The sequence below is a fragment of the Pantoea sp. JZ29 genome, assembly GCF_035190385.1.
Taxonomy (GTDB): Bacteria; Pseudomonadota; Gammaproteobacteria; order Enterobacterales; family Enterobacteriaceae; genus Pantoea; species Pantoea stewartii.
In genome coordinates this window covers 919,582-943,570 of sequence record NZ_CP045241.1, presented here as the reverse complement: position 1 = coordinate 943,570, position 23,989 = coordinate 919,582, and the positions used below count along the sequence as shown (strand labels likewise).

The following is a 23,989-nucleotide window of genomic DNA, read 5'->3' as shown; positions in this document are numbered from 1 at the left end:
GCACTTTATGCGCAGCGCTGGAATAATCAGCGTTTTTCGTCGGCTTTTACCTGCTGCCAGGCCGCTTCCATTTGTTCCAGCGTGGCGCCAGGCATAGACAGTCCCTGTGCAGTAATGATTGCTTCCACCGCACGGAAACGGCGTTCAAACTTATCGTTGGCCTTCTGTAGCGCGATTTCGGCTTTGCTGCCCAAGTGACGCGAGAGGTTAACCGTCGCAAACAGTAAATCGCCGATCTCTTCTTCCAGCTTTTGCGGGTCGACGACGCTTTGCTGCGCCTCATGCATCACCTCATCGATCTCTTCATGCACCTTGTCGACCACCGGGCCCAGCGTGGTCCAGTCAAAGCCCACATTGTGGCAACGCTTTTGAATTTTATGGGCGCGCATCAGCGCAGGCAGCGCTTTTGGAATATCGTCCAGTGCCGAATGCTGGGCTTTCTCTGCCCGTTCCGCGCTTTTTATCGCCTCCCAGTTTTTCAACACCTCAGCACTGTTCCCGGCGGTGCCTTCCGCAAAAATATGCGGATGGCGACGTTCCAGCTTGTCACTGATGGCATGGCAGATATCATCAAAATTAAAGCGCCCCTGCTCCTGTGCCATCTGGGCATAAAACACCACCTGAAACAGCAAATCGCCCAGCTCCCCCCGCAGATCGTCGAAGTCTTCGCGCTGGATCGCATCCAGCACTTCGTAGGTTTCTTCCAGGGTATAAGGCGCGATGGTGGCAAAGGTCTGCTCGCGATCCCACGGGCAGCCCTGTTGCGGATCGCGCAGGGTTTTCATAATGCCCAGCAGGCGATCAATTGACGTCATAGGGTAATCCTTCCGGTGTTTCGTTGGCATAAACGCGGTGATAAAAGCAGCCAGGCGCACGTCGGTCAAAACGTGCGCCTGATGACAGGTTAGTGCAGGCGGCGGGCATCGATGATGTCAGGTACCTGATTGAGGCGAGACAGCACGCGCCCCAGGACCTGGTGATTGTAAATCTCGATGTCCATATCAATGGTGGCGAGCTGTTTTTTGGTATCGCTGCGGCTCGATACGCCAAGCACGTTGACCTTTTCGTTGGCGAGAATCGTGGTGATATCGCGCAACAGCCCGCTGCGATCGTTAGCCGTGACGCGCACCACCAGCGAATAGCCGCTGGAGTAGCTTTCGCCCCATACGGCATCGACGATGCGCTCTGGCGCGTTGGAGATCAGCTCCGACAGCTGATCGCAGTCGGCACGGTGAATGGAAATACCGCGTCCGTGGGTGATAAAGCCGACGATATCATCGCCCGGGATAGGCTGACAGCAGCGTGCGATATGGTGCATGAGGTTGCCCACGCCTTCCACCACGACGCGACCACTTTCCTTGCGGGCAGACGGCGCGTGCGATTTTTGCGTCAGCTGACGCAGGGCTTCACGGTCCTGTTCTTCCGCCGTCGGCTTATTAAGTTTGGCCTGCAGGAAATTCACCATCTGGTGCAGACGAATATCCCCGCCGCCAATGGCGGCCAGTAACTCGTCCAGCGAAGTGACGTTATAGCGCGGCAGCAGCAGCTTCTCGGCTTCACGCAGGCTGATATCCATCTGGTTCAGCTCGTTGTCCAGAATCTGGCGACCGGCGAGAATGTTTTTATCGCGATCCTGCTTACGGAACCAGTTGTGAATTTTGGCGCGGCCACGGCTGGTAGTGATGAATCCTAAATTCGGGTTCAGCCAGTCGCGGCTCGGATTCGGCTGTTTTTGTGTGATGACTTCAACCTGGTCGCCCATCTGCAACTGATAGGTAAAGGGCACGATGCGCCCACCGATTTTGGCACCGATGCAGCGATGGCCGATATCGCTGTGGATATGGTAGGCAAAGTCCAGCGGCGTAGAACCGGCGGGCAAATCGACCACATCGCCTTTCGGGGTAAAGACGTAGACGCGGTCATCAAACACCTGACTGCGGACCTCTTCCAGCAGCTCGCCGGAATCGGCCATCTCTTCCTGCCAGGAGATCAGCTTACGTAACCAGGCAATGCGTTCTTCATGGCCTGCTGCCCCACGGGCATGGCTGGACGACGGGCCTTCTTTGTATTTCCAGTGTGCCGCGACGCCGAGTTCCGCGTCCTCATGCATCTGACGCGTACGAATCTGGATCTCAACGGTTTTACCCTGCGGTCCCAGCACCACCGTATGAATGGACTGATAGCCGTTAGGCTTCGGGTTAGCGACGTAATCGTCGAATTCACTGGGCAGATGGCGGTACAGCGTATGTACCGTACCCAGCGCGCCATAGCAGTCCTGCAAACGCTCAGCCACAATACGCACCGCGCGCACGTCGAACAGCTCATCAAAGGCGAGCGATTTTTTCTGCATCTTGCGCCAGATGCTGTAGATATGTTTGGGACGGCCGTACACTTCGGCACGAACGCCCTCTTTCGCCATCTCTTTACGCAGGTTAACAACAAAGTTATCGATATATTGCTCACGATCGATACGACGTTCGTGCAACAGTTTCGCAATGCGCTTGTATTCTTCGGGATGCAGATAGCGGAAGCAGTAATCTTCCAGCTCCCATTTCAGCTGGCCGATGCCCAGCCGGTTGGCCAGCGGCGCGTAAATATTGGTGCTTTCTTTGGCGGCCAGAACGCGTTCGTCTTCCGGTGCATCCTTCACCTCGCGCAGGTTCATAATGCGCTCTGCCAGCTTAAGCACCACGCAGCGGAAATCTTCCACCATCGCCAGCAGCATGCGGCGCACGTTATCCACCTGCTCTGAGGCCATTGAATCGTTATGAATGGCTTTCAGCTGGCGAATCGCATCCATATCGCGCACGCCATGTACCAGCGAAACGATGCCTTTGCCCACGGTTTTTTCCAGCTCTTCTTCGCTGACCACTTCGTCATTGGCGAGCGGGAAAATCAGTGCCGCACACAGGCTTTCAATGTCCATGCTGAGCATTGAGAGGATTTCCACCATCTCAATACCGCGCCACAGCAGCAGCGACTGGTCGGGATGGCCTTGCGTCTGCGCCTCACAATAGCGCCAGGTTTCAGCAAGACGTTCACATGATTGCGGGTTAGACACGCCAAGACTGGCGATCCACTGGTCGAGGGCAAATTCCCCTTCCGTATTTAAATGTGCACTTCTGACCGCAACCATATCCTCTCCTGCACAGCGCCCCTGCCGGACACTTATGTTTTTTTTCTGAACAGCACCATGGATTCGAGATGACGGGTATGCGGAAACATATCCAGCATCGCGACCCTTTCCAATTGGTAGCCCGCCGACAACAGTGTTTCGCTGTCACGCGCGAGTGTTACAGGATTACACGACACATAGACCACACGCTGTGGTGATAGTTTGACGACATGGGACATGACACCCGCCGCCCCGGCCCGCGCCGGATCGAGTAACACCTTATTAAAGCCTTGCGTCGCCCAGGGCTGACGCGAAACATCGTCTTCCAGATTGTGCTGAAAAAATCTGACGTTTTTAAGATCATTGACCTCAGCATTATACTCCGCCTGCTGGACTAATGCTGCAACGCCCTCCACACCTACGGCATTTTGTACCGTTTTTCCTACAGGGAGCGTAAAGTTTCCCATGCCGCAAAACAGGTCCAGCACACGATCGTCAGGCTGTAAATCCAGCCACGCGATTGCCCTGGCGACCATCTGCTGATTCACCGTATCATTAACCTGAATAAAATCCTGTGGACTGAAGGTTAGCGTAAGCTGGTGTGAATGATAAAACGGGCGTTGTTCACTGATTGCGCGCAGTGCCTCGCCGCCATCATCCAAAAACAGCATGAGCTGATGCTGATGCGAAAACCGTTCCAGTTTTGCCATATCGTCAGCAGTTAATGCATCCAGATGACGCAATAACATCACCGGCCCGTTATCAGCCAGCACCAGTTCGACATGGCCTAAACGGTTGACAGCATTAAGCGTAGTGAGACAATTGCGCAGCGGAATAATCAGCGCCTCAAGTTGGGGCACCAAAACGGGGCACTGCTGGATATCGACCAGATCGTTGGTGGCTTCCTGGCGAAAGCCCATCTGAAGCTGCTGTGTTTTGCTGTGCCACTGCAGGCCAAGGCGGGCACGGCGGCGATAGCCCCAGGCAGGACCGGCGATGATCTCATCCACCGTGATCGGCTGCTTTGCTGCCTGAGTAAGCATTCGTGCCAGCGCACGCGCTTTACTCTGCTGCTGTAGCGGCTCATCAACATGTTGCTGTTGGCAGCCACCACAGCGGCTAAAATGCGGACAGCGAGGTTCAACCCGTGACGGGCTGTGGTTCAACAGACGCTCTGTTTTGGCGCGAGCATACTGGCGCTTCTCCTCCAGCAGGGTGACTTCCGCCTGTTCGCCGGGCAGCGCACCCGCGACAAACAGGGTTTTTCCTTTGTGCCGGGCCACGCCCTGACCGAAAGGATCCAGGTCTTCGATAGTGACGGTCAGCCTTTTTCGGGTCGTCACGCGCTGTTTTGCGGAATAAAATTGCGCCATAGTGTAGTTCTTTCTCTTTAAATTCGATGTGCATCCATTTCAGCGACGTGCACAGGGACGTTCAGGCCGAAACAGCAGGCGACTATTATGACTAAATACAGCCTGCGGGCGCGAATGATGATTTTAATCCTGGCGCCTACGCTAATGGTAGGCTTACTGCTCAGCTCATTTTTTGTGGTGCATCGCTACAATGAATTACAGCGCCAGGTGATTGAGGCGGGGGCAAATATCATTGAACCGCTGGCGGTCTCCACAGAATACAGCATGACCTGGCACAATCGTGATGCGCTGCGTGAACTGGTGAGTTTACTCCATCGCCGCCATTCCGGCATTGTACGGGCCATTTCTGTTTTTGATGATAATAACCAGCTCTACGTCACCTCCAACACCAACCAAAACCTCAGCCTGAAGACAAAGCAGGCGATCCAGGCGCTGCCCGAGGATGTTTCCCTGGAGGGCAGCGGCAACCTGTTGATCCTGCGCAAACCCATCACCTCCGAGCGTTACGCGGTGGATGAATTGCCCGGACAGGATGCCAAGCCCGCCGGGAATCCGCTGGGCTACGTGGCGATAGAGCTGGATTTGCAGTCCGTGCGTTTACAGCAATACCGGGAAGTCTTTATTGCCACCCTGATGCTGCTGTTCTGCCTGTGTATTGCCATGTTGTTTGCCTATCGCCTGATGCGGGACGTTACTGGCCCCATTCGCAATATGGTCAGCACCGTTGACCGGATTCGTCGTGGGCAACTGGACAGCCGGGTGGAAGGCCACATGCTGGGCGAGCTGAGCATCCTGAAGAATGGGATCAATGCCATGGCGATGTCGCTTACCGCCTACCACGAAGAGATGCAGCACAACATCGATCAGGCGACCTGGGACCTGCGGGAAACGCTGGAGCAGCTCGAAATTCAGAACGTTGAGCTGGATCTGGCCAAAAAACGTGCCCAGGAAGCTGCCCGCATCAAATCCGAATTCCTGGCGAACATGTCCCATGAACTGCGCACGCCGCTGAATGGCGTGCTGGGCTTTACCCGTCAGATGCTGAAAACGCCGCTGCGCACCACCCAGCGTGACTATATGCTGACGATTGAACGTTCGGCCAATAACCTGCTGTCGATTATCAATGACGTACTGGATTTCTCGAAGCTGGAAGCCGGAAAGCTGATGCTGGAATCCATTCCTTTCCCGCTTCGCGCCACGCTGGATGAAACGCTGGTTTTGCTGGCCCCATCGGCCCACGAAAAGAAGCTGGAGTTGACGGTGGTATGCGATAACAACGTCCCCGACAACGTGATCGGTGACGCGCTTCGCCTGCAGCAAATCCTGATTAACCTGATGGGCAATGCGATTAAGTTCACCGAAAAAGGCACCATCAATTTACGGGTTGAGCAACATACCCTTACGGCAACCCAGGTTGAGCTGGAGATTCAGGTGCGTGATACGGGGATAGGCATTTCCGAAGAACAGCAGGCGCAGCTGTTTCAGGCTTTTCGCCAGGCGGATGCCAGCATTTCCCGTCGCCACGGCGGATCGGGGCTGGGACTGGTGATCACCCAGAAACTGGTGCGGGAAATGAACGGGGAGATCACCTTCGTCAGCCGCCAGAATCACGGTTCCACCTTTTGGGTGCGCGTGAAACTTGATCTCAATCCGAATGCACCGAGTATGCCGCGCGTCCTTGACGCACTATCGAACACCCGCATGGCCTATGTGGAAGCGAATCCCGATGTTGCCAGCGCAGTCGTCGAGATTTTAGGCGCGACGCCGTTACAGGTAGAGCACAGCTTAACGCTGGAAGGCCTGAGTCAGCCGCGTTATCCCCTGTTGCTGATGGCGATGCCTGTCGATGCCAGCCAGTCGCAGGTGCTGGAAAGCCGGTTTATCAATTCGCTGCTGGAACGCGCCGATCAGGTCATCATGGCGCTGCCAAGCCCAATGATGTTGCTGGCCGATGAGCTAAAAGTACGCGGTATTGACGGCTGTATTGCCAAACCTGTCTCACAAACGCGTTTACTGCCCATGCTGCTGGAGCTGCATGCCCGCCACAGTAACGATGCCTCTTCCTCGCCGCGTCTGCCGTTAACCGTCATGGCGGTGGATGATAATCCTGCGAATCTCAAGCTGATCGGCGCACTGCTGGAAGAACAGGTTGAGCACAGCATCCTGTGCAATAACGCCGAGCAGGCCATCCACGTCGCCCACCGGCAAGCACTGGACGTGATTTTAATGGATATCCAGATGCCCGACATCGATGGCATTCGCGCCAGTGAAATTATCCGCACGCTGCCAAACCATGCCAACACGCCGATCGTCGCTGTAACCGCGCACGCGATCGATGGTGAACGTGAGCACCTGATCCGGGCCGGCATGAACGACTATCTTGCTAAGCCTATTGATGAAAATAAGCTCAGTCAGGTGTTGACGCGTTATATGCCCAGCCCGGCCAGCGCTGTGCCTGAGGTTCCCCAGATCCTGCCCACGCTGGACTGGAAACTGGCGTTACGTCAGGCGGCCAACAAACCTGATTTAGCGCGGGATTTATTGCGAATGCTGCTGGAATTTTTGCCGGAAGTGCACGCTAAGATCGTACAGTATATGGCTGAAAACGATGCGGTTGCCTTGCGGGAAATTATCCATAAACTTCACGGCAGCGCCAGTTACAGCGGCGTACCGCGGATGAAGCAACTCTGTCGTAAACTGGAAAAAGAACTGCATCAGGCCAGTGATATTGAGGCGCTGGAGCCGGAGTTGCTGGAGCTGCAGGATGAGATGGAAAATGTGGCCAGACAGGCGCGCCGCGTGCTCGCTATGCCGTGAAAGGCCGGTCAGTCAGCAGGCCCCTGAACGCCAGGGGCCCCCAAATTAGCGTTTAAAAACCCCCGATTTTCAGGGTGGCCGCCACATTGCGTGCAGTAAGCCGCACATTGTTGCGTGCGCCATCCAGCGCTTCATCCAGCGAACAGATACGGTATAGCACGCTGAATACCGCATCAATGCCATGTTGATGAACGACGCCGACATCGTCCGTCAGGCTACCGGCAATGCCAATCACCGGAAGACCAAACCGCTTTGCAACTTTCGCGACGCCAATCGGCACTTTGCCATTGATACTCTGACTGTCTATGCGCCCTTCGCCCGTAATCACCAGTTGGGCGTCCTGCAACTGCGCCGCCAGCCCGAGCGCTTCTGTAACGATTTCAATACCGGGGCGCAGGGCCGCCTGGCAAAATGCATACAGCGCGGCCCCCATTCCCCCTGCGGCACCGCCACCGCTGACCTGCAGGACATCCATGCCCAGATCGCGCTGAATCATCGCAGCATAGTGCGTCAGCGCCTTATCGAGCAGTGCCACCCGTTCAGGTGTTGCGCCCTTTTGCGGGCCAAAGACCGCCGACGCACCGTCATCGCCTGTCAGCGTATTGGTCACATCACAGGCCACTTCGAAACGGCACGCCCGGATACGGCTGTCCAGGCGAGAAATATCAATGCGGGCCAGATGCGGCAGCGCGCCGCCGCCTGGGCCAATCTCTTCACCTTGCTTATCCAGCAAACGTGCACCCAGCGCCTGCATCATTCCTGCGCCGCCGTCATTGGTGGCGCTGCCACCAATGCCAATAATGATGTGCTTTACCCCTTTATCCAGCGCGTTTTTGATCAGTTCACCTGTGCCAAACGAAGTGGTAATCAATGGGTCGCGCCGCGCCGCCGGGACCAGCTCCAGGCCACTGGCGGCGGCCATCTCGATATAGGCGGTCTCGTCGTTGCCCGACACCCCATAGAACGCCTCCACAGGTTCCCCCAGTGGACCGGTCACCTGTAACCTGATCTTTTTTCCCTGGGTTGCAGCGACCATCGCTTCAACCGTGCCTTCACCGCCATCAGCGACCGGTATTTTCACATAATGCGCATCGGGGAAAATCTCGCGAAATCCCGCTTCGATTGCCGACGCCACATCCAGGGCAGAGAGACTTTCTTTATATGAATCCGGTGCGATGACGATTTTCATAAGCAATCCAGGCGGTATGGTTTGACGATAAGGGAAGGACATTCGCCCGGCATCCGCAGATACCGGGCAACCCTTAGCGCGAAATTTCGACGTTTGCTAACTTTTCATAATAGCAGGCCAGCGCGCTGTGGTCGGCGGTTCCCTGTCCGTCGTTACGCAGTGCCTGCATCATCTCCATCACCGCCGCTGTCAGTGGCAGAGGAGCACCAATGTCATGTGAGGTATCCAGTGCGTTAGCCAGATCTTTAATATGTAAATCGATACGAAAGCCGGGTTTAAAATTGCGGTCCATCACCATCGGCGCTTTCGCATCCAGCACGGTGCTTCCTGCCAGACCGCCACGTATAGCCTGATAGACCAGCTCCGGATTGACACCGGCTTTGGTCGCCAGTGACAGCGCTTCTGACATCGCGGCAATATTCAGCGCCACAATCACCTGATTGGCCAGCTTGGTCACGTTACCGGCACCGATATCGCCGGTATGCACGACCGAGCCCGCCATGGCTTTCATGATGTCGTAACACTGGTCAAACACCGCTTTATCGCCGCCCACCATCACCGACAACGTGCCTTCGATGGCTTTGGGTTCGCCGCCGCTGACCGGCGCATCCAGCATACGGATCTGTTTTGCCGCCAGCGCATCATGGATTTCCCGGCTTGCCAGTGGGGCGATTGAACTCATGTCGATGACAATCAGACCGGGTTTTGCCCCATTGATAATGCCATTTTCACCCAGACAAACCTCTTTGACCTGCGGCGAGTTCGGCACCATGGTGATGACCACATCGCACTGCCCGGCAATCTCTTTCGCGTTGCTGGCCGTTGTCGCACCCAGCGCGACCAGCTCGGCCTCGTTTTCGGCATGATGATCCCGCACGACCAGTGAATAACCCGCCTTCAGCAGGTTTTTACTCATAGGTTTGCCCATAATCCCAAGGCCAATAAAGCCAATTTTCATTGCGTCTCTCCTGGATGATTACGTTTTAAATTTGCCACACAACGCCTGCGTGGCACTGCGGAAAACACCGAGATCGCTACCCACAGCAACAAAGGTCGCGCCCCACTCGAGGTAGCGGCGGGCGTCGGCCTCGACCGGCGCCAGAATCCCGCTGGGTTTGTTGGCAGCTTTTGCCCGTTCGAAGATGTGTTTGATAACGGGCAATACCGCCGGGTGCGCCGGCTGGCCGAGATAACCCAGCGCGGCGGACAGATCGCCCGGTCCGACAAAGATCCCGTCCACGCCCTCAACGGCCGCGATAGCATCGATGTTGTCCACGGCCTGCTGCGTTTCTATCTGGACTAACACCGTAATGTTGTCGTTGATAGTGCTGTTGTACGCTGGCATGGTGCCGTACATATTGCTGCGATGTGAAACGGATACGCCGCGAATCCCCGCAGGCGGATAACGCGTCGAGGCGACCGCACGTCTGGCCTCGTCTTCGTTCTCGACGAAGGGCACCAGAATGTTGTTAAAACCAATATCCAGCAGGCGTTTAATAATCACCGGCTCGTTACAGGGTGGACGCACAACCGGCGCACTATCGCTGCCTTTCAGCGCCATCAGTTGAGGCACAAAGGTGGTGATATCGTTAGGCGCGTGCTCGCCGTCCAGCACCAGCCAGTCAAATCCGGCCAGCCCCAGGACTTCGGTCGAAAGGGGATTCGCCAGGGCACACCAACTGCCAATCAGGGTTTCACCTGCCAGCAGGCGATGGCGAAATTCATTGCGCCAGGTTGTATTACTCATGGTTTTACTCCTGTGAAACGGGTTTCCTGCAGGAAGCCCAAAAACGTTAACGCACCAGGCACGGACGCTTGTGATCGAACGTCCACTGCGGAATCAGAAACTGCATGGCCTGTGCATCATCACGGGCACCCAGGCCATGCTTTTGATAAAGCGCATTAGCCTGCATCACCCGCTCCCTGTCCAGCTCAATACCCAGGCCCGGCTTCTGTGGCACTGCCACCCTGCCACCTTCAATCTGGAAAGGCGCTTTTGTGAGCCGTTGATTGCCCTCCTGCCAGATCTAGTGTGTATCAATGGCGGTGATGTTGCCCGGTGCGGCGGCCGCAACGTGCGTGAACATCGCCAGGGAAATATCGAAATGGTTGTTGGAATGGGAACCCCACGTCAGGCCAAATTCATGGCACATTTGCGCCACGCGCACGGATCCCTGCATCGTCCAGAAGTGCGGATCGGCCAGCGGGATATCGACTGACTGTAAAGACAAGGTGTGTCCCATCTGACGCCAGTCTGTAGCAATCATATTGGTGGCGGTAGGCAGGCCGGTGGCGCGCCGAAATTCGGCCATAACTTCGCGTCCGGAGTAGCCCTGCTCTGCGCCACAGGGATCCTCTGCATAGGCCAGCACACCTTTAAGCTGTTTACCCAGCGCGATGGCCTCCTCAAGCGACCAGGCCCCGTTGGGATCGATCGTGATACGCGCCTGGGAGAAACGCTTCGCCAGCGCAGCGATCGCTTCCGCCTCATCATGGCCATTCAGCACACCGCCTTTCAGTTTAAAGTCGTTAAAGCCGTATTTTTCATAGGCCGCTTCGGCCAGCCTGACCACGGCCTCAGGCGTGAGCGCTTCCTCATGACGCAGGCGATACCAGTCACAGGTCTCGCTGTCCTGGTTCTGATAAGGCAAGGTGGTTTTTCGGCGGTCGCCGACGTAAAACAGGTAACCCAGCATCTCGACGCTGTCGCGCTGCTGCCCGTCCCCTAACAGTGAGGCGACATTCACGCCCAGATGCTGTCCCAGCAGATCCAGCAGCGCGGCTTCGATGCCGGTGACGACGTGAATGGTGGTGCGCAGGTCAAACGTCTGATTACCGCGCCCACCGGCATCCCGATCGGCATAAGACGTGCGCACCAGATTCAGGATATTTTTATATTCACCCACCGTTTTACCCACCACCTGCGCGGCAGCCTCTTCCAGCGTCTGGCGTATCTTTTCGCCGCCGGGGATTTCTCCCAGGCCCGTATTGCCGGCATTATCTTCAAGGATGACGATATTACGGGTAAAGAAAGGTGAATGGGCGCCGCTCAGGTTCAGTAACATACTGTCATAGCCGGCGACCGGAATGACCTGCATGGCGGTGATCTTCGGTGTCGTGTTCATCTGTTATCCCTTAAGCAGAGGCTCGGCCAAAAGCCGGGCGTTTACGGTCAAATGTCCAGCCGGGAACCAGGTACTGCATGGCCGTCGCGTCATTACGTCCGCCCGCTGGCAGTGATTTGTAGCGTTCGTTTGCCCGCCGCAGTTGCGCCCAGTCCAGTTCAATGCCCAGGCCCGGTGCAGTGGGCACTGCAATTTTTCCCTGCTGAATCGGCAGTGGATTTTTCGTCAGGCGCTGGTCGCCCTCCTGCCAGATCCAGTGCGTGTCTATCGCGGTGGGGTTACCGGGTGCCGCAGCGCCGACATGGGTAAACATGGCCAGGGAAATATCAAAGTGGTTATTGGAGTGACAGCCCCAGGTGAGTCCCCATTCATCGCACAGCTGAGCGACCCGCACGGCACCGCTCAGCGTCCAGAAATGGGGATCGGCCAGCGGGATATCGATCGCGTTAAGCATCAGTGCATGCTGCATCTCGCGCCAGTTGGTGGCGATCATATTGGTGGCGACCGGCAGGCCCGTCGCGCGCCGAAACTCCGCCATCACCTCACGCCCGGAATAACCCTGCTCCGCCCCACAGGGATCTTCTGCATAGGTCAGCACATCCTGCATGCCTTTGCACAGCCGGATCGCCTCGTCCAGCCGCCATGCGCCGTTAGGATCAACGGTGATACGCGCAGCGGGAAAGCGTTTTTTCAATGCCTGCGCGGTCGCGATTTCCTGTTCGCCCGGCAGCACACCGCCCTTGAGTTTAAAATCGTGAAATCCGTATTTATCCTGAGCCGCTTCCGCCAGCCTGACGATGGCCTCACTGCTCAGGGCTTCCTGATGACGCAGCCGATACCAGTCATGCTGCGCGTTCTCACCAGTGAGGTAAGGCAGATCGGTTTTGCGCCGGTCACCGATATAGAACAGGTAACCCAACACCGTGACCGCATCGCGTTGTTTACCCGGCCCCAGCAGCTCGGCGACCGGCACGCCCAGACATTGCCCCAGCAGATCCAGCAGCGCGGCCTCCAGCGCCGCAACCGCATTTACGCGCAGTTCAAACGTCCAGGCGCCCTTGCCAAAGGTCTCGAAATCCGCAGACTGATTGCCCCGATGCACCTGCTGTACCAGCCGGTTCAGGCAGGCGACCTGCTGACCTGTCACCTGCGGTACGGCATCCAGCAAGGTCTGATAAATGGTCTCGCCTCCCGGTGCCTCACCCAGCCCGGTATGACCCGCACTGTCCGTCAGTATCACAATGTTGCGGGTAAAACTGGCATTGTGTGCCCCCCCAATGTTGAGCAGCATACTGTCGTAACCGGCCACCGGCACAACCTGCATAGCGGTGATAACGGGCGTGGATTGCGTATTCATACAGGCTCCTTAGCGGGTTTTCAGCTCAATGCGCTTGATGTTATCCACCAGCACCAGATAACTGAGTACCGCGACAAAGGCGTGGATACCCACGTATACCAGCGCACCGTTATACGATCCGGTCGAGGCAATGATGTAGCCAATCGCGACAGGCGTGATAATGCCGGACGCATTACCAAACATATTGAACAGGCCGCCGCTCAGACCGCTGATCTCCTTCGGCGCGGTATCGGCCATCACCGCCCAGCCCAACGCACCAATGCCTTTGCCAAAAAAGGCCGTCGCCATAAACAGCACCACAACCCAGTCGGTTTCAACGTAGTTACATATCACCATAGAGGTCGAGAGCAGCATCCCGAGCACAATGGGCGTTTTGCGGGCGATGTTCAGGGAACCGGTTTTGCGCATCAGCCAGTCGGAGATCACGCCACCCAGCACGCCGCCAATAAAGCCGCACAGTGCCGGTACGGAGGCAACAAAACCGGCTTTAAGAATCGACATTCCGCGCGCCTGAACCAGATAAACCGGAAACCAGGTGATAAAGAAATAGGTCAGTGCGTTGATGCAGTACTGGCCAATATAGATACCGATCATCATGCGTGACTGCAGCAGCTGTTTGATCTGGAACCGCTTGTCACGGAAGCTGACGTTTTGCTTTTCGCTTTTCTGATCCATGTTGATCAGCGCACCACCCTGCTCCATGTATTCCCGTTCCGCCTGATTAACGCCAGGATGATCGCTGGGATCGTGAATCACTTTGAGCCAGATAAGGCTCAGGATGATGCCCAGTCCCCCCATGAACCAGAAGACATGAGCCCAACCGACTGCGGAGGTCAGCCAGCCCATGATGGGTGCGAAAATCACGGTCGCAAAATACTGGGCAGAATTGAAAATGGCCACGGCGGTACCGCGCTCCTGAGCCGGAAACCAGGCGGCCACAATCCGGCTGTTACCCGGAAATGAAGGTGCTTCTGCCAGCCCCACCATAAAGCGCAACATAAACAGCGCCATAACGATGGTGTAACCACTGAACAGGTCCACGAAACCTTGCAGCAAGGTAAATAACGACCAGAGGAAGATGCTCCAGAAATAGACGCGTTTGGACCCAAAGCGATCCAACAGCCAGCCGCCGGGGATTTGTCCAATAACATAGGCCCACGAAAACGCCGAGAAGATGTAACCCATGCCCACGGGATCGAGGCCAATATCCTTTGCCATCGCGGAGCCAGCGATGGATAACGTCGCCCGGTCGCCGTAGTTGAATGAGGTCACAATAAACAACATGACCACAATCCAGTAGCGTGCATTTGTCCGTTTATGGACCGCCTCTGACGTCTGGTGAAAACTACTCATGATGCACTCCTGAAAAATAGCGAAAGTGACATTCGCTCTGACTGCATACACATCGCGTTGGGTATCAGAGAGATGTAGGTTAAACACGGCAATTTTTTTATTGGCAAATTGCTCACGCGGCGTGACATATAACCTGACCGGGGAAACGGAAATCAGTATAAGAAGTGGGTTTCACGGTGACATTGGAATATCTCCCTGGAATAAGGAGAAGGAATCGTGCTTTTTTGGGCTATTGCATAAAACACTGCGGCGCATTTCACGTATTTTGGTATTCCTCACCCAAAGCCAGCTCCTACGCCCGACGATCGCCGGCTTTGTGAGAATCTTCACTTGATTTGGTAAAAAGACATGAAAACGGCCGTCTCTGAAGGCTGAATGTAGGTCAATTGCACAATGTGCAGGTGAGAACCCCTCTTTATACTGACGGTGGCAAATACTGAACCTGTGACATCTGACTTCTTATAATGAATGCGCCACAGAAATAAGGCGCGACGCACTGGAAGGTGAGCGATGATCCCCCTGTCAAACGAACAACCGCTCTATATCAAAGTTCATGAAAACGATAACGTGGCCATTGTGGTTAACAGTCAGGGACTGCCTGCCGGTACCACGTTTCGTGATGGCTTAACTCTGACCGAGCATATTCCCCAGGGACACAAGGTGGCGCTGCAGGCTATTCCTGGTGGGCAGCCCATACTGCGCTATGGCGAGGTGATTGGTCTGGCCATGCGTGATATCGGCCAGGGGAGCTGGATCGACGAATCGCTAATTGCTCTGCCGGACGCCCCGGACTTAGCGCATTTACCTTTAGCGAATAATGTGCCGCCGGCGTTACCGCCGCTGGACGGTTATACGTTTGAGGGCTATCGCAACGCCGACGGCAGCGTGGGCACCCGTAATCTGCTGGGAATCACCACCAGCGTGCACTGCGTCGCGGGTGTGGTGGATTATGTGGTGCAAATCATTGAGCGTGATTTACTGCCCCGCTATCCCAACGTTGATGGCGTGGTGGCGCTGAATCATCTTTATGGCTGTGGCGTGGCGATCAATGCCCCCGCGGCGGTGATCCCGATCCGAACCGTTCATAATATGGCCCTGAATGCCAATTTCGGCGGCGAAATCATGGTGGTCAGTCTGGGATGCGAAAAGTTACAACCCGAACGCCTGCTGACCGGCACGCCTGACGTACAGCCCATCTCGCTGGACGATGCGGATATTGTGCGTTTGCAGGACGAGAGCCGGGTGGGCTTCGGTGCCATGGTGGATGAGATTTTGCAGGTCGCAGAGCGTCACCTGAGCCGCCTTAATCAACGCAAGCGCGAAACCTGCCCGGCCTCTGAACTGGTGGTTGGCATGCAGTGTGGCGGCAGCGACGCGTTTTCGGGCGTGACCGCGAATCCCGCCGTCGGCTTCGCCGCTGATCTGCTGGTACGCTGCGGAGCCACCGTAATGTTTTCTGAAGTCACGGAGGTACGGGATGCCATTCATTTGCTGACGCCACGCGTGGTTGACCAGACCGTGGGCCAGCGACTGATTGAGGAAATGGCCTGGTATGATCGCTATCTCGATCAAGGCAAAACGGACCGCAGCGCCAATCCCTCGCCCGGCAACAAGAAAGGCGGACTGGCCAACGTGGTGGAAAAAGCATTAGGCTCGATTGCCAAATCAGGCCGAAGCCCGATTGTGGAAGTGCTGTCGCCGGGACAACGGCCAACACGACGAGGGCTGATTTTTGCCGCCACGCCCGCCAGCGATTTTGTCTGCGGCACGCAGCAGCTGGCCTCAGGCATCACCTTACAGGTTTTTACAACAGGCAGGGGAACGCCTTACGGCCTGGCGGCGATTCCGGTGATTAAGATGGCGACCCGTACCGCATTGGCTGAACGCTGGCATGATTTAATGGATATTAACGCCGGTACGATTGCCACGGGCGAAGAAACCATCGAGCAGGTTGGCTGGCGGTTGTTTACATTAATTCTGGACATTGCCAGCGGCCGGAAACAAACCTGGTCAGACCGCTGGGGCATCCGCAATCAGCTGGCGGTCTTTAATCCCGCACCGATCACCTGATGCCGTTTTTATGCAGACAGGCAGTGCTGACACCCGCATGGCGCGCATGTCAGCCACGCGGGTGCCGTCTTCCCCACCCTGTACAGTCAGAGCTGTTTGCCCCACTGCTCAACCCAGGGAGACGTTACCGACTCTGGCTCCGGATTTTCGGTGGCGTCGATGAGCAACACGTCACCGATCCGCTTCGCCTGGTGCGCCTGCAGCAATGCATCAAAACGCTTGCCTGCGCCGCAGAAATTTTCATAACTGCTGTCGCCTAACGCTATCACGCCATAACGCAGCGTGGGCTGATGGCCCAGCTTATCCTGCATAGCATGAAACAGGCCGGAAATCGTATCCGGAAAATCGCCCTGACCGGTGGTCGAGGTGATGATCAGAGCGACATCACTGGCATAGTGTTGCCAGTCGGCCAGTGTCGGATCTTCGAAAATCGTTACCTCATGGCCCTGCTGCTGCAACAACGGCTCAGCTTCTTCTGCAACCAGTAAGGCGTTCCCATAGACGGTGCCTACAAAAATCCCAATCTTTGCCATTTCTTTTCCCCTTTATTCCGGAACGCTATCCTGACCTGAGCCTGCGAGAAACTCAACCCGTGGCACATCAGGAATACAGGCCTGCCAGCCAAACCGCTCCATCACCCGTTGCCAGACAGGATCGAGCCCGGCACGAATAAGCAGCGGTTCGCCCGTCACAGGATGGTTAAGGGATAAGCTGCTGGCATGCAGCATCAAACGGCTGGCCCCAAAGTGCGCAGCCGCACCACGATTCTGGCGTAAATCCCCGTGGGCCGAATCGCCGATGATGGGATGACGCAAATGGGACATGTGCCGACGGAGTTGATGTTTCCGCCCGGTTTGCGGTTTAAGCTCAACCAGGCTGTAACGTGCCGTGGGATAGCGACTGATGGCGACCGGCATTTCTACCGTTGCCAGTGCGGCGTAATCGGTCACCGCCGGCTGCGGCGCACGGGGTTCGCTGACAAATTTGTCCGCGATCTTGTCCAGTTCTTCCACCAACGGATAATCCAGCCTGTCACTGCCTTCAAGCCAGCCGCGCACAATGGCATGGTAGGTCTTTTCCATGTGGTGATGCTCAAACTGCTGGGACAGCAGGCGGCCTGCCTCACTGGACAGCCCCATCAGCAGCACGCCTGATGTGGGACGATCCAGCCGATGCGCCGTGAAAACATGCTGGCCTATCTGGTCGCGTACCGTCTGCATCACAAACCGGGTTTCATGGCGATCAAGCCAACTGCGGTGCACCAGCCAGCCTGCGGGCTTATTCACCGCGACCAGCCACGCATCCTGATAAATGATTTCCAGCATCAGACCGGGTCATCCTGCAGCAATGCATCCAGCTGCTGTAAGGTCAGCAACAACAGTGTGCGCCCCGGCTGAACCGGCGTTAACGCCATTTCAAAATAGGGGGCAACCGCAAAATTTTTTGGCAATGCCTGGCCCGCACGAATCAGCATCTGCACCCGTGGAATCAGGACCCACTGCAACCATTCCAGCGGCTGCATCGTGTCGAGGAAAAAAGGTTGCTGGCTTGCGAAAGCCTGTTCGTCTGGCGCGTCCACCTGCCACAGATCGTGCTCACGCATGACGGCTTCGAGCTGTTCAAGCCGTTGCATAATAAACTGTTCTGACGTCATGCCTCACCTCTGACGAATAAAAAGGGGCGGCAAGGATAACCCGCAGGCACAAAAAAAGGGAGCACTGTATTAAACAGTGCTCCCGGTTCGTTTGCAGCTCTCCTGCTACGTTAATGCTCCCTGCTCATCCTTGACAACTTTTCCCGTGCGTAGTCCTTCCGCGAATCATCCTGATCACTCCTTAGCCTCCTGGCCCACCGCCTCGTCCGAGGGGCTCTCATTCTCCATCCTGGAGGTGTCCCTTAACTCATTCCTGAGTGTCCTGCTTCGTCCTGAAGCCTTCCTTGTGACGTAACAGCATTACGTTCCTGCCTCCTGGCTACCGTCTTCCTGACGGTTCCTGCTGTCCATGACGTCCTGTCAGCGAGACCTATTCTCTTAAGAAAAGCCTCAGGGCACAAGGTGTTAAAACACGATATAACGCGATCCTGTTCAAGAGATTGAACAGCGGTGCTAATAAGTTAATGATTTACAATATTTTTACATCTCGGCCGCCACTTCACCGTTTCGCTAATATGGCGATCTCTCACACGGCATGTAAGAGATCTCTCACACGCGAAGCGGCACATCTCTGCAATTAATCACTAAGCGGTTGTAAATTATTAAGAAAAGTACAGATATCCGATGCCAGCGTAATACGTTTCTTCTGACCGGGCGTTTCAAGGATGATGTCACCGCTCAGATTGCACAGGGAAATAATGTTCTCTTCTGACGCAGTGGTGGCAATAAACAGTGTTGGATTCTGCTTCAGGCGCCGCTGCATGACGAGGTGCCCGATCAGGTTTTCCTGCAGCCGGACAAAGTCGGTTTCACTCCAGACCTGGAGCAGCGTTAGCCTGTGGTCCTGCCACATGGCCTGCATGTCCCCCGCGAACTGGTGCGTATAAAAGGCCGTAATCTGCGGTTGCAGCGCAATCTCCAGCGCCCGCTCAACCGCCTCCAGCGAGGGCGGTAGTGTAAAGGGTTGCGGTTGCCAGAGCGCACACTCATCACGGTTTTCCAGCAAACAGGGGGAAGGAATACCATAAAGATCGCGACTGGCTGGCGCATGGCCCCGGCTCTGCTGCCAGTGCTGGCAGTAGCGCGTGGTAAAATCCGTTAACGCTTCAGCGGTTTGCTGCATCATTCAAATTCTCACTTCTGATAGGTTACACTTACTCACTTTGATGACTCTAGTGGTAACCGTTATGTCTTCTTACCAGCCGGACCCGGCACTGAGCAACCTGACGCTGGGCAAGCCTACAGCGTATCACGATCGCTATGACAACAGCTTATTACAGGCCGTGCCGCGCAGCATGAATCGCGAGCCTTTGGGCCTTTATCCCGATAATTTGCCGTTCTCGGGCAGTGATATCTGGACGCTCTATGAACTCTCATGGCTCAACAGCAAAGGCGTGCCCCAGGTGGCCGTGGGCGAAGTCGAGCTTGATGCCCGGAGCCGTAATCTTATCGAATCAAAGAGTTTTAAGCTCTACCTTAACAGCTTTAACCAGACGCGATTTACAGACTGGGCCGAGGTACGCCAGACGCTGGAGCAGGACCTGCGCGCCTGTGCCGAGGGCGATGTCCGTGTGGCGCTGTTTCGCTTACAGGAGATCGAAGGTCAGCCTGTCGGCCACTTTGCGGGCACCTGCATTGATGAGCAGGACATCGAGATTGAAGATTACGGCTTCAATGCCGATTATCTGATCGACGCCGCCGGTCAGGAACAGGTGCAAGAAACGCTGGTCAGCCATCTGCTTAAATCCAACTGTTTGATCACCAATCAGCCTGACTGGGGATCGGTAATGATTCGCTATCAGGGCCCGCGCATCGATCGTGAAGCTCTGCTGCGCTATATCGTTTCATTTCGTCAGCATAATGAGTTTCATGAACAGTGCGTGGAGCGTATTTTCAACGACCTGATGCGCTTTTGTCAGCCATCACAGCTGACCGTCTACGCACGTTACACGCGACGGGGTGGACTGGATATCAATCCGTGGCGCAGTAATGTGCCCTTTACGCCGGGCCATTCTCGTCTGGTTCGTCAATAGTTTGCGAATCCTTTCTCAGACTGTTAAACGCGCATACGGTTCCACTTGAGCAAACCTTGCCGACAAGGCTACTCTGGACAGGGCGGTAACCTGCGGGTTGCCAACCAGGGATTTTGGTCACTGCATTTGCAGTGTCAGTTATCACCCCAGCGGGTGCAAAGGAGTTCATTTGATTACACATGTCAGCCCTCTTGGCTCTATGGATCTGCTCTCCCAACTGGAAGTAGATATGCTGAAGCGCACGGCCAGCAGCGATTTGTATCAACTTTTCCGTAACTGCTCGCTCGCCGTACTCAACTCTGGCAGTCAGACTGACAGCAGCCATGAACTGCTGTCGCGTTTTGAGAACTTCGACATCAACGTACTGCGCCGTGAGCGCGGCGTTAAGCTGGAACTGATTAATCCCCCGGAAGAAGCCTTCGTCGACGGTCGTATCATCCGTTCACTCCAGGCCAACCTGTTTGCCGTCTTGCGCGACATCCTGTTTGTGAATGGCCAGCTCGCCAGCTCGGGGCGTTTACCCTGCGAAGAGGACAACGACTCAGCCACCATCACCAACACGGTGTTTTCCATTTTGCGCAATGCCCGCGCCCTGCATGTGGGTGAATATCCCAATACCGTTGTCTGCTGGGGTGGCCACTCGATCAACGCGGTGGAATACCAGTATTGTCGCAACGTGGGCACGCAACTGGGGCTGCGTGAGCTGAACATTTGTACCGGTTGTGGACCGGGCGTGATGGAAGCGCCGATGAAAGGTGCCGCCGTGGGCCATGCCCAGCAGCGCTATCGTGACAGCCGCTTTATCGGGTTAACTGAGCCGTCTATTATCGCGGCTGAGCCACCGAATCCGCTGGTGAACGAACTTATCATCATGCCGGATATCGAAAAGCGCCTGGAAGCCTTTGTGCGCATCGCGCACGGCATCATCATCTTCCCGGGCGGCGTGGGTACCGCAGAGGAGTTCCTCTATCTGTTGGGCATTCTGATGAATCCACAGAACGCGCATCAGGTTCTGCCGCTTATTCTGACCGGCCCGAAAGAGAGCGCCGATTATTTCCGCGTACTGGACGACTTCATTGTCAGCACGCTCGGCGAGCAGGCACGTAAGCATTATCAGATCATCATTGACGATGCTGCTGAAGTTGCCCGTCTGATGAGAAAAGCCATGCCGCAGGTGAAAGAGCATCGCCGTGAAACCGGTGACGCCTACAGTTTTAACTGGTCAATGCGTATTGCTCAGGATCTGCAGGTGCCGTTTATGCCAACGCATGAAAATATGGCCAACCTCAATCTCTACACAAACCAGGCTCCAGAAAAACTGGCGGCGGATTTGCGCCGGGCCTTCTCTGGGATTGTTGCAGGAAACGTCAAAGAGATGGGCATTCGCGAAATCCGCGAAAAAGGCCCTTACAAACTGCACGGCGATGCCGACATCATGCACCGCATGGATGAACTGCTACAGGGCTTTGTGGCGCAGCAACGTATGAAACTGCCCGGCACTGCCTATATTCCGTGCTACGAAATCATCAAGTAAATCTGGAGGCAGCCTGCGGGCTGCCCATATCTTATGTCTCTTCACTTACTCATTGTTGACGCCCTCAATTTAATTCGTCGCCTGCATGCGGTACAAGGCTCGCCCTGCGTCGACAGTTGCGTAGGCGCGCTGCGTCAGCTTCTGGGGCACACGCGGCCGACGCACGTGATGGCGGTGTTTGATGGTGAAGCCCGCCATCAGGGATGGCGGCACCAGTTGTTGCCTGACTATAAAAGTGGACGCCCACCGATGCCCGACGATTTGCAGGCCGAAATGCCCGCGCTGAAGGACGCCTTTCGAAACGCGGGCGTCAGTTGCTGGATAGCCGACCAGGATGAAGCCGACGATCTGGCGGCGACGCTGGCGGTCAAAATGGCGCAGGCTGGTCATCAGGCGACCATCGTTTCAACCGACAAAGGTTACTGCCAGTTACTGGCACCGACGATTCGCATCCGTGACTATTTTCAAAAGCGCTGGCTGGATGTGCCTTTTATTGAAGCCGAATTCGGCGTTGCACCCGCGTTGCTGCCTGACTACTGGGGATTGTGCGGCATCAGCAGCAGTAAAATTCCCGGCATCGCAGGCATTGGCCCCAAAAGCGCCCGGGAACTGCTACAGCAGTTTGGTTCACTGGAATCGCTGTATCAGCAGTTGGATCAGGTGCCGACCAAATGGCGTAATAAGTTACAGGCCGGACAGGAGATGGCGCTGATCAGCCGCGATGTGGCCCGGCTGAAACAGGATTTGGTGCTGGAAGGGAATCTGAATTTACTGCGTTACCATGGCGGCTAATCATATCAGACCGGGCACAATCGTGCCCGGTCAGCAGGGTTAACGCTCGTCGCGGCGGCCACCGACAGCGGCCCAGATGCGACGAATGTGCACTGTCACTTCTTCACGATCGTGATAAAGCTGACGTGCCCGAATCTGCGCGTTAACGCCATTTTCATTGAGCCGCTGCTCGATCATGGCCAGATTCTGCGTGACTTCTTCGTAGCGCTTCTTCATGGGCAGTTTCAGGTTAAATATGGCTTCGCGGCACCAGCCGTTGACCAGCCAGTCCGCCATCAGGTTCGCCACGCGAGCCGGCTTTTCCACCATGTCGCAGACCAGCCAGCTGATGTTGGTGCGGGGCGGACGGAAACGGAAACCGTCTTCACGCTCGTGAAAAACCTGGCCGGTCTCCATCAGGCTGGGCGCCATCGGCCCGTTATCCACGGCGTAAACCATCATGCTGCGCTGTACCAGTTGATAGGTCCAGCCGCCTGGACAGGCCCCCAAATCGACGGCATACATTCCACTGGCCAGACGTTCATCCCACTCATCGGCCGGAACAAAAACGTGAAAGGCCTCTTCCAGCTTAAGCGTGGACCGACTCGGCGCATCAGACGGGAACTTAAGACGCGGAATGCCCATATAAAAGGGTGAGCTGTTCTCCGGCAGTGAATACCCGACGTAGCAGGTGCCGGGGGCGATAAAGAACACATGCACGACCGGGCGTTTTGGGCTTTCATAGTTGAGCAGGATTTTGCTCTCACGCAGGCTGGCGCGCAGCGGGACGGTAAACTTGCGGCAGAACCTGGTGAGCTCTTTGGCTTCGTTGGTATCCGGCACTTCAACACGCAGTTCCCCGCCCTTTTCCACCACGCCGCTTAACATGCCTACGATGGGGGAAATACGATCGTCCTGGGGCAGATCCCGCAGCAGTTCGCCAACAACCAGCATCTGACGGGCAAAAATCAACTGCTCAAACGGCAACTCGCGGATCAGTCTCTCCGCATCGGGCTGCTGGTAGCACTCAAACAGGACATAACCTGCATCCTCTTTAACCCGAGGAAAGCCGTAAACATTGCGCTCGGCGGCTTTAGCACTAATTTCCGCCGCACACTCTTTTTCAAAGCCAGCGCGGCAATACAGTAAAACTTTATTCATGGCGTTCTGCCTTGGTTTTAAGACGCAGTGCGCCAATCAACATCAATAGCCAGCCAACGAGGAAGAACAGCCCCCCGACTGGCGTGATAAAAACAAAAAACGTTAAGTGCGACAGCGCCAGGGAATAGAGGCTGCCGCTGAATAATACGGTACCCAGTGCCATAGAGGCGCTGCTCCAGTAGAACCAGATATTACAGCGATAAAGCATCGCCGCTCCCAGTCCCAGCACAGCCAGCGTATGATAAGCCTGGTATTCCAGCCCGGTATGAATCCAGGCCATTTCAGTCGCTCCCAGCGTTTTATTCAACACATGAGCACCAAAAGCACCAAATGCCACCAGGAAAAACCCACTGATGGCCGCAAAAATAAACATGGCACGTCTGGACATGAATGTATCCTCAAGGTGCGTTTGCAGGTCCCTGCAAAAAAATAAAAAA

19 protein-coding genes and 1 pseudogene are annotated in these 23,989 nt (G+C 55.8%); 5 read left to right on the top strand and 15 right to left on the bottom strand.

Going from position 1 to position 23,989, the window contains the following annotated elements:
- Positions 1 to 26: 26 nt before the first annotated feature.
- The 3 genes from mazG to rlmD form a co-directional block, all read right to left on the bottom strand.
- Complete coding sequence (mazG, locus tag GC090_RS04510) at positions 27 to 815, bottom strand: nucleoside triphosphate pyrophosphohydrolase (RefSeq protein ID WP_033739678.1); 789 nt, start codon at positions 813 to 815, stop codon at positions 27 to 29.
- Between the two features lie 89 nt (positions 816 to 904).
- Positions 905 to 3,136 carry a GTP diphosphokinase gene (gene relA / locus GC090_RS04505; RefSeq protein WP_324020953.1) on the bottom strand — a complete coding sequence of 744 codons (2,232 nt, stop codon included), beginning with the start codon at positions 3,134 to 3,136 and terminating at the stop codon, positions 905 to 907.
- Positions 3,137 to 3,168: 32 nt separating this feature from the next.
- Complete coding sequence (gene rlmD / locus GC090_RS04500; protein ID WP_039338374.1) at positions 3,169 to 4,488, bottom strand: 23S rRNA (uracil(1939)-C(5))-methyltransferase RlmD; 1,320 nt, start codon at positions 4,486 to 4,488, stop codon at positions 3,169 to 3,171.
- 87 nt (positions 4,489 to 4,575) lie between these two features.
- Between rlmD and barA the strand changes: the two genes are divergently transcribed.
- Entirely contained in the window at positions 4,576 to 7,305 is a 2,730-nt protein-coding gene (barA, locus tag GC090_RS04495; RefSeq protein WP_039338376.1) for a two-component sensor histidine kinase BarA, read from the top strand.
- Positions 7,306 to 7,357: 52 nt separating this feature from the next.
- On the opposite strand, the gene GC090_RS04490 is transcribed toward barA, so the two are convergent.
- The 6 genes and pseudogenes from GC090_RS04490 to GC090_RS04465 all read right to left on the bottom strand — a co-directional run bounded on the left by GC090_RS04490 (position 7,358) and on the right by GC090_RS04465 (position 14,329).
- Positions 7,358 to 8,494: a glycerate kinase gene (locus GC090_RS04490; protein ID WP_006120767.1), complete on the bottom strand. Its 1,137-nt coding sequence runs from the start codon at positions 8,492 to 8,494 to the stop codon at positions 7,358 to 7,360.
- Positions 8,495 to 8,567: 73 nt separating this feature from the next.
- Positions 8,568 to 9,452 carry a 2-hydroxy-3-oxopropionate reductase gene (garR, locus tag GC090_RS04485; protein ID WP_039338380.1) on the bottom strand — a complete coding sequence of 295 codons (885 nt, stop codon included), beginning with the start codon at positions 9,450 to 9,452 and terminating at the stop codon, positions 8,568 to 8,570.
- A gap of 18 nt (positions 9,453 to 9,470) precedes the next feature.
- Positions 9,471 to 10,241 carry a 2-dehydro-3-deoxyglucarate aldolase gene (gene garL, locus GC090_RS04480; protein WP_039338383.1) on the bottom strand — a complete coding sequence of 257 codons (771 nt, stop codon included), beginning with the start codon at positions 10,239 to 10,241 and terminating at the stop codon, positions 9,471 to 9,473.
- A 46-nt stretch (positions 10,242 to 10,287) separates the two neighbouring features.
- Positions 10,288 to 11,619: pseudogene (gene gudD, locus GC090_RS04475) on the bottom strand (glucarate dehydratase).
- Between the two features lie 10 nt (positions 11,620 to 11,629).
- Positions 11,630 to 12,976, bottom strand: coding sequence for an enolase C-terminal domain-like protein (locus GC090_RS04470; protein ID WP_054687115.1), 1,347 nt, complete (start codon positions 12,974 to 12,976; stop codon positions 11,630 to 11,632).
- Between the two features lie 9 nt (positions 12,977 to 12,985).
- Positions 12,986 to 14,329, bottom strand: coding sequence for an MFS transporter (locus tag GC090_RS04465; protein ID WP_324020951.1), 1,344 nt, complete (start codon positions 14,327 to 14,329; stop codon positions 12,986 to 12,988).
- Positions 14,330 to 14,839: 510 nt separating this feature from the next.
- On the opposite strand from GC090_RS04465, the gene garD reads away from it, so the two are divergent.
- Positions 14,840 to 16,399 (top strand): galactarate dehydratase, encoded by a 1,560-nt coding sequence (gene garD / locus GC090_RS04460; RefSeq protein ID WP_324020949.1) that lies wholly within the window; start codon positions 14,840 to 14,842, stop codon positions 16,397 to 16,399.
- Between the two features lie 86 nt (positions 16,400 to 16,485).
- Here garD and GC090_RS04455 read toward each other — a convergent pair whose 3' ends face one another.
- The 4 genes from GC090_RS04455 to syd all read right to left on the bottom strand — a co-directional run bounded on the left by GC090_RS04455 (position 16,486) and on the right by syd (position 19,179).
- Positions 16,486 to 16,932 (bottom strand): flavodoxin, encoded by a 447-nt coding sequence (locus tag GC090_RS04455; protein ID WP_033739574.1) that lies wholly within the window; start codon positions 16,930 to 16,932, stop codon positions 16,486 to 16,488.
- 12 nt (positions 16,933 to 16,944) lie between these two features.
- Positions 16,945 to 17,724, bottom strand: a complete 780-nt coding sequence (truC, locus tag GC090_RS04450) for a tRNA pseudouridine(65) synthase TruC (protein ID WP_006120774.1) — start codon at positions 17,722 to 17,724, stop codon at positions 16,945 to 16,947.
- Positions 17,724 to 18,053: a YqcC family protein gene (locus GC090_RS04445; protein WP_006120775.1), complete on the bottom strand. Its 330-nt coding sequence runs from the start codon at positions 18,051 to 18,053 to the stop codon at positions 17,724 to 17,726. The genes truC and GC090_RS04445 overlap by 1 nt, the downstream gene beginning before the upstream one ends.
- Positions 18,054 to 18,630: 577 nt before the next feature.
- Positions 18,631 to 19,179 (bottom strand): SecY-interacting protein, encoded by a 549-nt coding sequence (gene syd, locus GC090_RS04440; protein ID WP_006120776.1) that lies wholly within the window; start codon positions 19,177 to 19,179, stop codon positions 18,631 to 18,633.
- Between the two features lie 61 nt (positions 19,180 to 19,240).
- Between syd and queF the strand changes: the two genes are divergently transcribed.
- The 3 genes from queF (at position 19,241) to xni (ending at position 22,412) form a co-directional block, all read left to right on the top strand.
- The gene (gene queF, locus GC090_RS04435; RefSeq protein WP_033739575.1) at positions 19,241 to 20,086 is read left to right on the top strand and encodes an NADPH-dependent 7-cyano-7-deazaguanine reductase QueF; all 846 of its coding nucleotides are present in this window, start codon (positions 19,241 to 19,243) and stop codon (positions 20,084 to 20,086) included.
- 169 nt (positions 20,087 to 20,255) lie between these two features.
- Positions 20,256 to 21,620 carry a nucleotide 5'-monophosphate nucleosidase PpnN gene (ppnN, locus tag GC090_RS04430; protein WP_006120778.1) on the top strand — a complete coding sequence of 455 codons (1,365 nt, stop codon included), beginning with the start codon at positions 20,256 to 20,258 and terminating at the stop codon, positions 21,618 to 21,620.
- Positions 21,621 to 21,653: 33 nt separating this feature from the next.
- Positions 21,654 to 22,412 carry a flap endonuclease Xni gene (gene xni / locus GC090_RS04425; protein WP_324020947.1) on the top strand — a complete coding sequence of 253 codons (759 nt, stop codon included), beginning with the start codon at positions 21,654 to 21,656 and terminating at the stop codon, positions 22,410 to 22,412.
- Positions 22,413 to 22,451: 39 nt separating this feature from the next.
- Here the strand turns inward: xni and rlmM are convergent, their stop codons facing one another.
- Together rlmM and GC090_RS04415 are read right to left on the bottom strand one after the other, a co-directional pair.
- Positions 22,452 to 23,552, bottom strand: coding sequence for a 23S rRNA (cytidine(2498)-2'-O)-methyltransferase RlmM (gene rlmM / locus GC090_RS04420; protein WP_039338395.1), 1,101 nt, complete (start codon positions 23,550 to 23,552; stop codon positions 22,452 to 22,454).
- Complete coding sequence (locus GC090_RS04415; RefSeq protein WP_014605150.1) at positions 23,545 to 23,940, bottom strand: DUF423 domain-containing protein; 396 nt, start codon at positions 23,938 to 23,940, stop codon at positions 23,545 to 23,547. The genes rlmM and GC090_RS04415 overlap by 8 nt, the downstream gene beginning before the upstream one ends.
- Positions 23,941 to 23,989 lie beyond the last annotated feature (49 nt).

Bases quoted from the DNA above. Each gene is read 5' to 3' on its own strand.
- garR (WP_039338380.1), bottom strand. From the start codon at position 9,452: ATGAAAATTGGCTTTATTGGCCTTGGGATTATGGGCAAACCTATGAGT.
- rlmM (WP_039338395.1), bottom strand. From the start codon at position 23,552: ATGAATAAAGTTTTACTGTATTGCCGCGCTGGCTTTGAAAAAGAGTGT.
- mazG (WP_033739678.1), bottom strand. From the start codon at position 815: ATGACGTCAATTGATCGCCTGCTGGGCATTATGAAAACCCTGCGCGAT.
- syd (WP_006120776.1), bottom strand. From the start codon at position 19,179: ATGATGCAGCAAACCGCTGAAGCGTTAACGGATTTTACCACGCGCTAC.
- xni (WP_324020947.1), top strand. From the start codon at position 21,654: ATGTCTCTTCACTTACTCATTGTTGACGCCCTCAATTTAATTCGTCGC.
- GC090_RS04470 (WP_054687115.1), bottom strand. From the start codon at position 12,976: ATGAATACGCAATCCACGCCCGTTATCACCGCTATGCAGGTTGTGCCG.
- truC (WP_006120774.1), bottom strand. From the start codon at position 17,724: ATGCTGGAAATCATTTATCAGGATGCGTGGCTGGTCGCGGTGAATAAG.
- GC090_RS04415 (WP_014605150.1), bottom strand. From the start codon at position 23,940: ATGTCCAGACGTGCCATGTTTATTTTTGCGGCCATCAGTGGGTTTTTC.
- relA (WP_324020953.1), bottom strand. From the start codon at position 3,136: ATGGTTGCGGTCAGAAGTGCACATTTAAATACGGAAGGGGAATTTGCC.
- GC090_RS04445 (WP_006120775.1), bottom strand. From the start codon at position 18,053: ATGACGTCAGAACAGTTTATTATGCAACGGCTTGAACAGCTCGAAGCC.
- queF (WP_033739575.1), top strand. From the start codon at position 19,241: ATGTCTTCTTACCAGCCGGACCCGGCACTGAGCAACCTGACGCTGGGC.
- barA (WP_039338376.1), top strand. From the start codon at position 4,576: ATGACTAAATACAGCCTGCGGGCGCGAATGATGATTTTAATCCTGGCG.
- GC090_RS04465 (WP_324020951.1), bottom strand. From the start codon at position 14,329: ATGAGTAGTTTTCACCAGACGTCAGAGGCGGTCCATAAACGGACAAAT.
- garD (WP_324020949.1), top strand. From the start codon at position 14,840: ATGATCCCCCTGTCAAACGAACAACCGCTCTATATCAAAGTTCATGAA.
- rlmD (WP_039338374.1), bottom strand. From the start codon at position 4,488: ATGGCGCAATTTTATTCCGCAAAACAGCGCGTGACGACCCGAAAAAGG.
- garL (WP_039338383.1), bottom strand. From the start codon at position 10,241: ATGAGTAATACAACCTGGCGCAATGAATTTCGCCATCGCCTGCTGGCA.
- GC090_RS04455 (WP_033739574.1), bottom strand. From the start codon at position 16,932: ATGGCAAAGATTGGGATTTTTGTAGGCACCGTCTATGGGAACGCCTTA.
- GC090_RS04490 (WP_006120767.1), bottom strand. From the start codon at position 8,494: ATGAAAATCGTCATCGCACCGGATTCATATAAAGAAAGTCTCTCTGCC.